Source organism: Pectobacterium actinidiae (genome assembly GCF_000803315.1).
Taxonomy (GTDB): Bacteria; Pseudomonadota; Gammaproteobacteria; order Enterobacterales; family Enterobacteriaceae; genus Pectobacterium; species Pectobacterium actinidiae.
This window is the reverse complement of sequence record NZ_JRMH01000001.1, coordinates 727,208-740,546: the sequence shown is the minus strand read 5'-3', so window position 1 is coordinate 740,546 and position 13,339 is coordinate 727,208. Positions and strand designations below refer to the sequence as shown.

Here is a 13,339-nt window from a genome sequence, read left to right as displayed (position 1 = left end):
ACTCCAGTTCGTTATTGACGATCTGGAGTGATTAAGAGAGAAATAATTACTAAAAAGGAGTCATTATATTATTCTGTAGTCGATATCGTTTTTCCTTTTATATATCCCCGTTGCCAATAATTAATCATGCATCATTAAACGTCAGCAGGACTTTACAGCAGCGTTTTTGATCTTTTTCAAAGACCTCAATCGCCTGTACCACCTGCTGATAATCAAACCGATGGGTAATCAGTTTTGCCGGATCGATACGTTTCTCTTTCAGCCACGCAATCACGAGTGGGAATTTATTGGCATTCAAGCGCGATGAGAAAATGGAGATCTCTTTGCTGGTTATTCCCTGTTGGCTGACCTGGCTAGGCTCGCTGGAAAAGCCCATGATGGCGATACGTGCAGCCGGAGAAGCAATCGTAATCGCTTCCTGCAAAATAGACGGATGGCAGGCGGCGTCAACAATCAGCGTAGGCTTGATATTCAGCGCCTCCAACTCGTCTTTTAATGACAGCGACGCGTTGTTGATGACCCTGTCCGCTCCGCTGCGTAATGCCATATCCAGACGTTCAGGAATACGATCGACGACGATCACTTCCTTCACATTAAACACGCCTTTCAGCACCTGAACCGAGGTCAACCCCATCGGTCCCGCGCCATAAATCAGGGCGATATCCTGCTCTGTCGGTTTCACCTGTGCAGTCACGTTGGCTGAAATCGTGAAGGGCTCCACCATTACCGCGAACTCATCAGAAATCTCATCCGGGATGGTGTGTGCGTTCTTCGCTGGTACGGCAGCGTACTCGCTGAACCCGCCATCGCGATGTACCCCCAGCACCACCAGCGAGGTACAGACGTTCGGTTTGCCGATTGAGCAAGGGTAGCAGTGGCCGCAGCTCACTACCGGGTCGACTGAGACACGCTCGCCCAGACGCGAGGCGTCTACGCCATCACCGACCGCCTCAATCACGCCGAAAAATTCATGTCCAATTACGCGCGGGTATTTGGCAAAGGGGTTATGCCCGCGATAGATGTGGCTATCCGAGCCGCAGATACCCGCCAGCTTTACCTTCACCCGAACGTCACCTGACGCGGGCTGCGGAACAGGACGTTCTTCAATCACCAGCGTATTCGGCTGCTGTATCACTATGCTTTTCATGTTTTGGCCTCAATTACCTATTCCACTGTTACCAATTCCACAACGTGCCGTCTTCCAGACGGGCAACCGGCAGATAAGCGGGGTCATAGGGGTATTTGGCCGCCAGCTTTTCATCGAACTCAATGCCTAACCCCGGCTTTTCGCCTGGATGCATGTAGCCGTTATCGAATGTCCAGCTATGTGGGAATACTTCCAGCATCTGCTCCGAATACCCCATGTATTCCTGCACGCCAAAGTTTGGCACCCAGAGGTCAAAATGCAGCGCCGCCGCCATGCAGATAGGCGATAGATCCGACGGCCCGTGCGAACCGGTACGCACCTGATAGAGTGAGGCAAAGTCGGCGATACGACGCATGCCGGTAATCCCGCCCGCGTGGGTAATCGTGGTGCGGATGTAGTCGATGAGCTGTTCTTCGATCAGCTGTTTGCAATCCCAAATGCTGTTAAAGACTTCACCAACCGCAATCGGGGTGACGGTGTGCTGACGGATTAAACGGAAGCACTCCTGATTTTCCGCAGGCGTCGGATCTTCCATCCAGAACAGGCGATAGTCCTCAATGCTTTTACCAAAGCGTGCCGCTTCTATCGGTGTCAGGCGGTGGTGCATGTCGTGCAGCATGTGCTCGTTGAAGCCAAATTTGTCGCGTACCGCTTCAAACAGTTTCGGCGTGAAATCGAGGTATTTTTCCGTCGACCACAGTTGCTCTTCCGGCCAGTTACCTTTCGTCGCCGGCTCATACGCCAGCCCCTTGCCTTTCGCCATGCCGTAGGTGGTTTTCATACCCGGCACGCCGCACTGCACGCGAATCGCCTTAAAACCCTGATCGCGATGCTTGGCGTAATCATCCAGCACTTCATCAATCGAGTGGCCCGTGGTGTGGCAATACACCATGACGCCCGTGCGCGATGCGCCACCCAGCAGTTGGTAGAGCGGCATGTTGGCGGCTTTGGCCTTGATGTCCCACAGCGCGGTATCGACCGCCGAAATCGCGGACATCGTCACCGGGCCACGGCGCCAGTACGCGCCTTTGTAGAAATACTGCCAAATATCTTCGATCTGGTGCGCATCGCGGCCGATAAGCTGCGGACACACATGATCGTTGAGGTAAGAGGCGACCGGCAGCTCACGCCCGTTGAGCGTCGCATCGCCGAGGCCGGTTAATCCGCTATCTGTCGTAATTTTCAGGGTGACAAAGTTCCGCCCCGGGCAGGTAACAAACACTTCAGCGCTGACAATCTTCACGTTACTTATCCTTCTGTGCATGTAGCCATTCGTTTATGCCGACTACCATACAAGTATATTAATTGAGATAATTTGAATCGCCTCACATTTATTCACATCTGTAACATTTATCTAAAACCGATGAAGAGCGGGAAGAAAAGCCGGAGCACTTCGGGGACAGAACCTGGGAAGATAAGAGAATGCCGCAGCCGGACAGCCAGTGCATTAGGGCTGGTTTGAACGCCAATCATGTTCCCGTTGCGGTACATGCCTTGGACATCAGCACCTCTTAAACGAGGAAAATGCCCTAACGGGCGGACTTGCTGTTGTAGTCTTGCAGGAAATCCAGAAACAGGCGCACCATGGGAATGTTCGTGCTGCGCTTCAGATAGCTAAGGGCAAATGTCCTTTTCAGTTGCTCTTCCAGCGGAATCACCGCGACGTCGTAAGCGGCCAGGCTTTTAGCGACAGATGAGCAAAGGAAGACGACGCCGGACAGGTTGACGACCAGATCCATAATAATGTCCATATTGCTGCATTCGCGAAAGTAGCTGGGGTTGATGCCCTGCCGGGTGAAGGATTCCGAAACAGCGGCATGCTCCCCCGTCCCTTTCTGTGGCACGATCAGCTTTTCTTTTACCAACTGCGGCAAACTTAGCGTCTTATTATCAGCAAGCGGGTGTGACGTCGCCATCACGGCAACAATGTCATCAATCTGGCAGATGGTGTGATGAAACAGCGGATCGTTCAGGTATTCATCAAAAGGCGTCGAGAAAGACAGGTGGATCTCGCCATTGCGCACCCTTTCCAATAAATCGGTGCTTACGCCGTCAATGAAAGAGATATCGATATTAGGATAGGCCTTCTGAAACAGGTTAAACATATTGTAATGAGCCAGACGATTAAAAATCGGGATCACACCCACCAGTAGCGCGCCATCCGTGCTTTCCTCATAGCTGCTGACGAACTGTTCCAGCTCATAATGTTCTTTAATCATCCCCTGAATTTTTTCAGCAAAGATCTTGCCGAACGGCGTCAGAGAAAACTGCCGAGTGGTTCGATTAATCAGTTTTCTTTCCGTTTCAAGTTCCAGCCGCGCGATCTCCTGCGACAAAAAAGCCTGAGAGATATTCAGCGCCTTTGCCGCTTTAGTGAAACTCCCGACCCGGATGAGCTCCTGATAATAAATCACACGTTTTATACTGAGCATTGTTTTATATTACACATTAACGGTATCTTCTATAATCACCCATAATAACAATTATAATGATTTGTAAATAATCAATTGTGATTAGATGCACATTTAATTAACGAGAAATAGCGTTAATAGCAGATATAGTCAACTTATTATCAATAAGAAAATAATCCCGCAAGAACCTTTGTTAATTTGAACAATCATTCTTAGCATTAATCTTACAAACGCAACATTGTTAATGATAATCCAAACTCATTTACAACTCACCAACAAAAGGACGTAAATATGCATTATACGAAAACCACAAAAATAGCATTAGCATCATTGACGATGATGAGTTCCGCAGCAATAAATGCGGCACCAAACCAACATGAAATCACCGTAAAGCAGGAAACCACCTCAGTGAGGTTAATTTCTGACGTCGTTTATTCTCAGGTATCGATGCGCGGCTACCCTAACGTCGCATTAAAAATGGATATCCTTCAGCCTGAAGCGAAAACGGCACTTCCTGTCGTATTATTCATTACTGGCGGTGGCTTCATTAACGCCAATAAAGATAATTATCTGCAACAGCGCCTTAGCATTGCCGAAGCGGGTTATGTTGTTGCCAGTATGGAATACCGTGTCGCCCCTACTGTCCTTTTTCCCTCACCGCTGGAAGATGTAAAATCCGCCATTCGCTATCTGCGCGCTAATGCGAAAAAGTTCGGCATTGACGGCCAACATGCCGCAGTTTTCGGCGCTTCTGCGGGCGGCTATCTGGCAGCATTTGCCGGCGCGACAAATGGTTCAAAAGCCTATGATAAGGGGGATAATCTCGATCAAAGCAGCGATGTTCAGGCCGTTATTGATTTCTATGGCTTATCCGATCTGACGCTCGTCGGTGAAGGCTTCCCTGATGATGTCGTCCAGAAACACGCTTCACCTTCCGCGACAGAAGCTATCTGGGTCAACGGCACCGCCGTGTTTAATGAAGGGGGCGCGATTACTCGCGATCCCGACAAAACAGCAGCAGCCAACCCGATTAACTTTATCAACGGCACCACACCGCCGTTCCTGATTATGCACGGTACGAACGACACCGTGGTGTCTCCACGCCAAACCGAGAGGCTGCATCAGGCGCTGACGGCGAAAAATATCGAATCGACCTACTACAGCGTTAAAGGCGCAGAGCACGGCGGGCCGCATTGGCTGCAATCGGAAATCATGCAAATCACCGTGCGCTTTCTTGATAAGAATCTAAAACCCTGATGCCAAAATATAAATAATATTCGATACACTAAACAAATCATGTTGCATAAACGTTAGTGCTTAATAAACACTAACGTTTTTTATTTGTTGCCGAAAAAGGTCACCATCCATTCCCCTCCCTTTCTGTCATCACAGAAAAAACAGGCAATATGATGCACATCAATTATTACCCCTTATATACTCTAAATAATTCAAGTTTCAGGAAGGCGGCAAGGGAAGGAATCCCGATGAGCTTACTCAAGTAAGTGATTCGGGTGAGTGAACGCGGCCAACGCACATGCAACTTGAAGTATGACGAGTATAACCATAATTAAAAAATAACGCGCATACTTATAGTGGAAACATGATTTCTTAAAAAACGGAGTGGACAACATAATGACATATCAATTTATAACAAATTGATATGTGTTATATACGGATCTACAAAAAAATAAACGTGACCAAGCGCACACTTGGCTTTTTATTCTCATGCTCCAATAAAACCATAATAACAATGTGGTCTATTTATTATTTCCATCGTAATAATGGAACGCTATTTTCTATTAGCGCCACACTGCGAAATATTAACACGATGACGACATTAATAATGTCTATGACATCTTATGGTATTCGCATGGCTATCACCTCAATGTGAAGATTTATGATATGGAAGAATTATCCCGCCGTCGTTTTATTGCCTATATGGGAAGTGCGATTGCCGTTAGTGGAAATATCGGTCTTGTACACGCGCAAAATGAGCCAGAAAAAACGCCGCGTAAAGTAGCCGTTAAATATGGCTTATTACATAACGAAATGCGTTGTATTGGATGCAAAGCCTGTATCAAGGCCTGTAAAGAGACGAATAGCGTTCCTGATGGCGTAACCCGGTTGGACATACTGCAAACCGTCAACATTCCTGCCGCCGAGAAAACACGCGCCATCAAGCAATTTTTCCGTAAGTCCTGCCAGCACTGTGAGAATCCGCCCTGTGTTGCCGTCTGCCCGACGGGAGCCTCCTTTAAAGATGCGCTCACCGGCATTGTTGACGTGAACGATAAACGCTGCGTGGGATGCCGCTACTGTATTGCCGCGTGCCCTTACCATGTGCGTTTCATCAATCCCGTCACGAAAACAGCGGACAAATGCAATTTTTGCCGGGAAACCAATCTGGCCGCCGGGAAACAGCCGGCCTGTGTCGAAATCTGTCCCACTAAAGCGTTGGTATTTGGCGATCTCAACGACCCTGAAAGCAACATTGCCAAGATGATCGAGAGCAACGCGACCTACCGCTCCAAGGTTTATCTGGGCACCGACCCCCAATTCTATCGTATTCCTGGGAAACGAGGAGCCATCGACAATGCATAATGCCTTCACGTTCGACACGCTGGTGTGGGATTGGCCTATCGCCGTTTATCTTCTTCTGGTCGGCATTTCGGCAGGAATGGTGTCGCTGTCTCTGCTCCTCAGGCATTACGTTCCTACCGAATATCACGGCAGTAACCGCGTCATCAAAGCCACGGCGTTCGTCGCGCCACTCGCCGTCATTCTCGGGCTGGTGATTCTGATTTTTCACCTGACCAAACCCTTTACCTTTTGGTATTTGATGGTCTTTTACAACCCCACTTCCATCATGTCGCTTGGTGTGATGCTCTTTCAGGTATATTTCGTCGTGATGCTGTTATGGCTCATCACGCTCTATCATGATGCATGGCTGACGCAGCTTGAGGCCATCTGGCACCGACCCGCGCTGGCTGCGCGAGTGCGTAAGTTAACGGTGATGATCGTCAAAAAGGCAGCCGTGATTGAAAACCTGCTGTTGGTGCTGGCGATCCTGCTCGGCTGCTATACCGGCTTTCTGTTGTCCGCACTGAAATCGTTCCCACTGCTGAATAACCCCGTTCTGCCCGTCCTGTTTCTGGTATCCGGCACCACATCCGGTATTGCCGTCATGCTGCTGGCCAGCGCATGGGGCCATAATACGTCGGGGAATTCACTCTCCCTGCATTTCATCCACCGCGTGGAAACCCCTGTGGTGTATGCCGAACTGTTCCTGCTGCTGGCGTTTTTTGTCGGGCTGCTGCTTGGCGGGGGAAAAAAAGTGGTCGCAGCCCAAACCGCACTCACAGGGTTCTGGGGAGCCGTATTCTGGATTGGCATTATCGGCATCGGCATTGTGATTCCCGCCATTGCCAACCGGATACGCAAGCCCTCCGCCCATTCTGGCAAAGGCCAACTGATTACGTTAGCCGTCATGAGCCTGTTCGGCGTGTTTCTGCTACGACTGTTCGTGCTTTATGCCGGACAAATGACGGTGGCTTAAATGAATACGTCATGGGTCTTATTCTGGATTGCTTCCGCCACTTTTTTCATGCAATCCCTGGATACCACCATGGTGTATGTCGCCATTCCTGCCATCGCGCAGTCGCTACATCAGCCCGTATTGCATATGGAAACGATCGTGATTTCCTACGTGGTCACGGTCGTCGCGTTTACGCCGGCCAATAGCTGGCTGGCGGAACGGCTAGGAGAACGGAAAACCTACCAGATCGCGATCGCCATTTTCACGCTCGGCTCGTTGCTGTGCATGACGGCAACCACACTCGGCAGTTTAAGCGTTTTCCGCTTTATTCAAGGCATCGGCGGTGCGCTCATGTTGCCCATCATCAGAACCGTAATACTCCGCACCACGCCACAGAGTATGAAGTTGCGTTTTCTTAATCGGGTGACCTTGCTGGGATTACTCGGTACCCTGATTGGCCCCGTGTTCGGTAATATTCTGGTTAATTTTTTCTCCTGGCACGCTATTTTTCTCGTTAATATTCCACTGGCCTTACTCTGTTTTTTTCTGGCAACCCAATACATTCCTGCGGCAACAATAAAAGAGACGTCGCGTACGGGTGCCTATGAAGTCGCCTTTCCCATTTTGATGTTATTTCTCGTGGCCTTCATGTTAACCACCGCCACGAAAAATATCTTTCCAACGTTCGTCATGTTATTCCTGTCTTGCAGCACGCTGGGCTTGGTATTTATTTACTACCGACAACATCTCATCGCAGAGAACGCATTATTTCCTCGCGCCCTGTTTGGCATCAGAACCTTTTCTGTCGGCGTTATTGGCGGCATCGCAACGCGAACGCTACTGGCGTCAACGCCCGTCGTACTTTCATTAATGCTGCAAACGACGTTGGCCTGTAAACCTGCGGAAACCAGCCTGATTCTGCTGCTTTTTTCCAGCGGTGCGCTGCTGTCAAAACTGCTGTTCGAGCCGCTAGTCAAGCATATTGGCTATCGACGGCTATTGATGCTGACAACCGGTGTGACATCGCTTTGCATCCTTGGCTTGAGTATTGCTGTGCAAGAGAAATCGATGCTGCTCATCAGCATCATCGCCACGATGTTAGGCGTACTGATTTCAACCTTATATTCAGCAGAAAGTACGCTGGCCTTTAGCAATCTGAATAACAGCACGTACCACAGCGGTAATAATCTTTTAACCATTAGCCAATTACTTTCCGTCATGCTCAGTATGACGCTAACGTTTCCGATATTACGTTTTCTTTCTCAGTTTGAAATCCTCTTCAATCTTAACCCTTTCAGCCTGTTGTTCTTATTACTCGGCATCGGACTCCCCCTTTGCTGCCTGATATTCAGGCCTCTCAATAACGACGACGGTTATCACTTTATTCACGGGAGATAGCCTTGTGATTCTCCTTATTCATTCAAAACCAACGGAACGCTTTATATGAAAACTGATATGAAAACATTCGCCGGCATTTTTCCACTTTGCTTTTTATTCGTAATGGGAACCGCGGTCGCACAAGAAGGAAATTTTAAAGCTGGCACCTACTCCGCCGCCAGACAGGGTATCGGCGGCGATGTCACCGTCACGTTGGATATCGATGCGCAGGGGAAAGTCCTCAAATCGACAATTGATGCCCCAGACGAGACGCCGGAAGTCGGGGGAGAAGCCGCTATCGAACTCTCGAAAGCCATGACCGAAAAGCAAAGCATACAGGTTGATGGCGTGTCCGGCGCCACGATGACCAGCGAGGCGGTGAAAGAAGCGTCGGAAGACGCGTACTCACAGGCCAAGGCGAATTAATACCGTGTGATAAGAATACGAATAACATTAAGGAAAACATCATGAAATGCTTCAGAAAACGTGTACTCGCGACGCTCTGTCTCTCGATGATGAGTTGGTCTACCGCACAGGCGGCTGACACGGCGAAACCGGAAATCCCGAAAAGTGCGGATATCGTTATTATCGGCGCAGGGGCAGCAGGCACATCGGCAACGATGGCTGCCGCAGAGAAAGGGGCGAAAATCGTCTTATTGGAAAAACAACCGATGGTCGGCGGCACGGGTAACTTTGCCGAAGGCATTTTCGCCGCCAACAGCAGCATGCAGAAACGTCAGGGGATTGTGGTCACGCCTGACATGGCCTTTAAGACCATCATGGAATACAGCCACTGGATGGCTAATCCCTTCGTGGTGCGCGCCTTCGTCAACCGTTCGGCGGATACGATTGAATGGGTGAAATCGAAAGGCATCAAGTTTGAATACATCGGCCCCGGCGGCCCTGGCGGCATGCTGACCTGGCATGTGATCGACGGCCCCGGCCACGGACGCCATCTGATCAAGACATTCCACGAGCAGTTTAAAACGATGGATGTCACCACGCTGGTAAAAACGGCGGGTAAAGATCTGGTCGTGAAGGACGGCAAAGTCACCGGCGTCATCGCACAAGATAGCGAAGGCAACACCGTCCAGATAGACGCCAAGGCCGTCATCATCGCGACCGGCGGCTATGCCAACAACAAAGAGATGCTGCAAAAATACGCCGCCTTCCCCGATACCATTATGGTAGGTAACGTCGGTAAAGACGGCGATGGGATTAATATGGCCTGGAAAGCCGGTGCCAAACCGGACGGCCTGGGTCTCCTGCAAGCCTATCGCCCCGGCCTGCCAGACTACGCCCCGAACTCCCACCTGCTGGCCGCCGCGCGTCAGCCCTATCTGTGGGTTGACCAACACGGCCGCCGCTTTACTGATGAATCCAACGTCATCATCTGGCCACACTCCGGTAATGCGCTGTCCAAAGCGGGCGGAATCATGTATTCCATTTTCGACGAAACATCCCGTAAGCATTACGTCGAAGACGGCATTGATGTACCGATTGGCGAATGGGTGATCGCCAATACCAAGCTGACTAAATTTGACAGCGAATTTACCAAGGAAAGTCAGAAAAATCGCGGCTTCGTCTTCAAATCCGCCACCATTGACGGGCTGGCGAAAGAGATGGGCGTTGATGCCAATGTGCTGAAGAAGACACTGGAAGAAAATAACAAATTTGCCACGCAAAAGCGGGATGAGGTGTTTAATAAAAACATGGATTACCTGCGTCCGGTAAAAACCGGCCCGTTCTATGCGGTGAGAATGCAGCCCGCCGCACTGGGCACACTCGGCGGCGTGAAGATTGACGAAAAAATGCAGGCGATAGATAAATCCGGCGAGGTCATTCCGGGTCTGTACGTCACGGGTAATGATGCTGCTGGCATGTATGGCGACACCTACGACCTGCTATTAGGCGGCGGCACATTTGGCTTTGCGCTCAATTCGGGGCGCATCGCGGCAGAAAGCGCGCTGGATTATATGAAGTTCAGCAAGAAATAAGCATCCGCCCCAAAACCAGCCTGTATTGCTCCATGCGGGCTGGTCATTCCTCTTACCCCGCTTTACGAAACGTCAGGTTAAAACGGCATTCATCGGACATCCCTTCCGGCACGCTACCGCTTTTCAATGGCAGAATGCCGTGGAAATAGAGGCGCGATTCACCGCCCCAGACCACCACGTCGCCATGCGTCAGCGGAACACGCTGCGCTTTATCGCTACGTGCCATGCCGCCAAACAGAAACGTCGCGCTAAGCCCCAGCGAGACAGACACAATCGGCTGGTGAAAATCCCGTTCGTTTTTATCCTGATGCAAAGACATACGCGTGCCAACATCATAGCGGTTGATCAGGCAAGCATCCGGTTCAAAATCAGCAAAACCTGCGTCACTCGCCGCCTGCTTTGCCAGTCGAGAAAAGACATCCGGCATGGCAGGCCACGCCTCTCCGCTCAACGGATCCTGTGCGGTGTAACGATAGCCGCGTTCATCCGTCACCCAACCGAGCGACCCGCAGTTGCTCATCGCCACCGACATCACAAAGCCGCCCGGCGTGACCATATTCCGCAGCGGCGCACGCGCAGTGACGGCGTTCAGCGCTGCAAGCAACGCCGGGGCGTTATTATAGGCGTGACCACGCAGGATGACCGCCCCCGGAGCCAGCACTTCCGTCCATCGACGCGGCGCTTCATCGGCAAATAAATCAAAATTCACGATAACGGTTCTCCTCGCAGAGGCGTGACTTGCTCTTTTTCCGACCGCTCTTTCTCTAACAGTGCGCGTTTACGCACAACGCCCCAGCGATAGCCCGACAGCGCGCCATCATGCCGAACAACGCGATGACAAGGAATCGCGACGGCCAGACAGTTTGCCGCACAGGCACCTGCTACAGCGCGCACGGCGGCAGGCGATCCGATTCGCTCAGCGACTTCACGATAGCTCAGCGTTTCCCCTGCGGGGATCGCCCGTAGCGCCTGCCAGACTCGCTGCTGGAATGCGGTGCCGCGAATATCAAGCGGCAGCGTCAGCCCGATAGCCGGATCGTCGACAAACCCGACGACCTGCGCCATGCGTTGTTCAAACGTCGCATCGCCGCCGACCAGATGTGCGTTGGCAAACCTCTCCTGAAGCGCATGGAGCAGAGGTTCAGGATCGTCTCCCAGTAGAATCGCGCAAATCCCCTTCTCGCTTTCCGCCACCAGCACCTCACCGAGTGAGCAGCGGCCAACGGCAAAGCGGATCGTCATCCCTTTTCCCCGGTTCTGAAACGCCGTCGGCGTCATCCCCAAATGCGCGCCCGCTTCGGCATAAAAGCGCCCGCTGGCGTCATAGCCCGCCGCTGCAATCGCGGCGGTCACCGTGCCGCTATCGGCCAACTGTTCACGTAGCTGCCGATGACGGTGGGCGCTGGCATACTGTTTTGGCGTCAGACCGGTTATGGTTTTAAACACGCGGTGAAAATGAAACGCGCTGATCCCCACGGCCTGAGCCAGCACTGCGAGCGTCGGCTGGTGCTCTGATTGCTCAATTATCCGGCACGCGCGGGCAATCTGCTGCGCCTGTTGTTCCTGCCGCGAAAGCGTTCCCTGACGGCAGCGTTTACACGGACGGAACCCCGCCGCCTGCGCCTCATCGACCGTCGTAAAGAACACCACATTTTCGCGCCGAGGCTGGCGTGATGCGCAAGAGGGCGCACAGTAAATCCCCGTTGTCTTCACCGCATAGATAAAGCAGCCATCTGCCGCTTTATTGCGCGTCACCACCGCCTGCCAGCGCGAGTCAACATCCTGAAACGGCGTATCGTTAAGCATCGTATGCACCTCAACCTCATTCCAATCTCAGTATGACTGTCAGTCTTAATATTACTTGATACTACTCACTAAAAGTCACGCCATGCGCTAACGCTAAACCAGCGCCATCTTACACACACGTACAACACTTGCTTTTTCATTCAGATCGTCCCGATGTTGATATTTCCGCCGACATTAACGGTTACTTTTTGAACAAACCTGTGATGCGAATAAATGGTACACGGTGGGACTCGGTTTTTTCTCTGCAATCAGGGGGTCAACATGAGCAAAAGTAAAGTTCACTGGAATGGCGGTTTGCATGATGATGCGGTGCAGATTATGTCACGCGGCGGGGGAATCATCGTTTCCCCAACGAAAGTGGGTTACATCATCATGGCTTCAGATAAAGCCGGGCTGGAGCGCAAATTTGACGCCAAACAGCGTAACCGAAACAAGCCGGGTGTCGTGCTGTGTGGCTCTATTGCACAATTGAAAGTGCTGGCACAGTTAAATCCAGAAATCGAACAGCTATATCAACGCCATTGGGACACCGATATACTGCTGGGCTGCATCCTTCCCTGGCACGACAGCGCATTAGCGCGTATCCCCAAAGACGGCTCGAAAGCGCTAATGATGGACGATCGCAAAACCAGCTGTTTCGTTATTAAATTCGGTAAACCAAGCGAAATCCTCACGCAGGAGCTGTGGGAAAGGTACGGAAAATTAACCTTTGCCAGTTCGGCCAATCCGTCAGGTAAAGGTAACCGAGGCGAGGTGGAAGGTATCGGTGAACGTATTAGCGCCTTTGCCGATCTGATTATCGAAGCCGACGATTATGTAAAATCTATCCAGCCAAATAAGTCTCATGAGACACGCTACGAGCAAGGCGTGATGGTGTCGATGGTGGATACAGAAGGCCAGTTGGTACCGGAACAGAAAGGGAGGCGAAGCGTGTATCCGTGCCCGACGCTGATACGCAAGGGGCTGGATGTGGACAAGGTGATGTCGCTGATGTCTGACACCTTCACCACCTGGGACTATCGGCACGGCGAGTATTATTAACGCGTAACAGCGGCACACCTGCCGC

Annotated in this window: 12 protein-coding genes; 7 read left to right on the top strand and 5 right to left on the bottom strand. The window is 51.2% G+C overall.

What is annotated here, in order from left to right; all coding sequences use genetic code 11:
• Positions 1 to 124 precede the first annotated feature (124 nt).
• The 3 genes from KKH3_RS03130 to KKH3_RS03120 all read right to left on the bottom strand — a co-directional run bounded on the left by KKH3_RS03130 (position 125) and on the right by KKH3_RS03120 (position 3,579).
• The gene (locus KKH3_RS03130) at positions 125 to 1,147 is read right to left on the bottom strand and encodes a Zn-dependent oxidoreductase (RefSeq protein ID WP_039355658.1); all 1,023 of its coding nucleotides are present in this window, start codon (positions 1,145 to 1,147) and stop codon (positions 125 to 127) included.
• A gap of 28 nt (positions 1,148 to 1,175) precedes the next feature.
• Positions 1,176 to 2,390 carry a D-mannonate dehydratase ManD gene (manD, locus tag KKH3_RS03125; RefSeq protein WP_039355655.1) on the bottom strand — a complete coding sequence of 405 codons (1,215 nt, stop codon included), beginning with the start codon at positions 2,388 to 2,390 and terminating at the stop codon, positions 1,176 to 1,178.
• Positions 2,391 to 2,676: 286 nt separating this feature from the next.
• Positions 2,677 to 3,579 (bottom strand): LysR family transcriptional regulator, encoded by a 903-nt coding sequence (locus KKH3_RS03120; protein WP_039355651.1) that lies wholly within the window; start codon positions 3,577 to 3,579, stop codon positions 2,677 to 2,679.
• Positions 3,580 to 3,849: 270 nt separating this feature from the next.
• On the opposite strand from KKH3_RS03120, the gene KKH3_RS03115 reads away from it, so the two are divergent.
• The 6 genes from KKH3_RS03115 (at position 3,850) to KKH3_RS03090 (ending at position 10,467) form a co-directional block, all read left to right on the top strand.
• Positions 3,850 to 4,815 carry an alpha/beta hydrolase gene (locus KKH3_RS03115; RefSeq protein ID WP_039355650.1) on the top strand — a complete coding sequence of 322 codons (966 nt, stop codon included), beginning with the start codon at positions 3,850 to 3,852 and terminating at the stop codon, positions 4,813 to 4,815.
• Positions 4,816 to 5,460: 645 nt separating this feature from the next.
• Entirely contained in the window at positions 5,461 to 6,159 is a 699-nt protein-coding gene (locus KKH3_RS03110) for a 4Fe-4S dicluster domain-containing protein (protein WP_039355648.1), read from the top strand.
• On the top strand, positions 6,152 to 7,114 hold the full coding sequence (gene nrfD, locus KKH3_RS03105; protein ID WP_039355646.1) for a cytochrome c nitrite reductase subunit NrfD: 963 nt from the start codon (positions 6,152 to 6,154) through the stop codon (positions 7,112 to 7,114). The genes KKH3_RS03110 and nrfD overlap by 8 nt, the downstream gene beginning before the upstream one ends.
• Entirely contained in the window at positions 7,115 to 8,491 is a 1,377-nt protein-coding gene (locus KKH3_RS03100; RefSeq protein ID WP_039355643.1) for an MFS transporter, read from the top strand.
• Positions 8,492 to 8,548: 57 nt separating this feature from the next.
• A complete protein-coding gene (locus KKH3_RS03095; RefSeq protein WP_039362060.1) occupies positions 8,549 to 8,896 on the top strand; it encodes an FMN-binding protein in 348 nt (115 codons plus the stop codon).
• Between the two features lie 41 nt (positions 8,897 to 8,937).
• The gene (locus KKH3_RS03090) at positions 8,938 to 10,467 is read left to right on the top strand and encodes an FAD-dependent oxidoreductase (RefSeq protein ID WP_039355642.1); all 1,530 of its coding nucleotides are present in this window, start codon (positions 8,938 to 8,940) and stop codon (positions 10,465 to 10,467) included.
• 52 nt (positions 10,468 to 10,519) lie between these two features.
• Here KKH3_RS03090 and alkB read toward each other — a convergent pair whose 3' ends face one another.
• On the bottom strand, positions 10,520 to 11,176 hold the full coding sequence (gene alkB / locus KKH3_RS03085) for a DNA oxidative demethylase AlkB (protein WP_039355640.1): 657 nt from the start codon (positions 11,174 to 11,176) through the stop codon (positions 10,520 to 10,522).
• A complete protein-coding gene (ada, locus tag KKH3_RS03080) occupies positions 11,173 to 12,273 on the bottom strand; it encodes a bifunctional DNA-binding transcriptional regulator/O6-methylguanine-DNA methyltransferase Ada (protein ID WP_039355638.1) in 1,101 nt (366 codons plus the stop codon). Before ada ends, alkB begins: the two co-directional genes overlap by 4 nt.
• 261 nt (positions 12,274 to 12,534) lie before the next feature.
• On the opposite strand from ada, the gene KKH3_RS03075 reads away from it, so the two are divergent.
• Positions 12,535 to 13,314, top strand: a complete 780-nt coding sequence (locus tag KKH3_RS03075) for an L-threonylcarbamoyladenylate synthase (protein WP_039355637.1) — start codon at positions 12,535 to 12,537, stop codon at positions 13,312 to 13,314.
• Positions 13,315 to 13,339 lie beyond the last annotated feature (25 nt).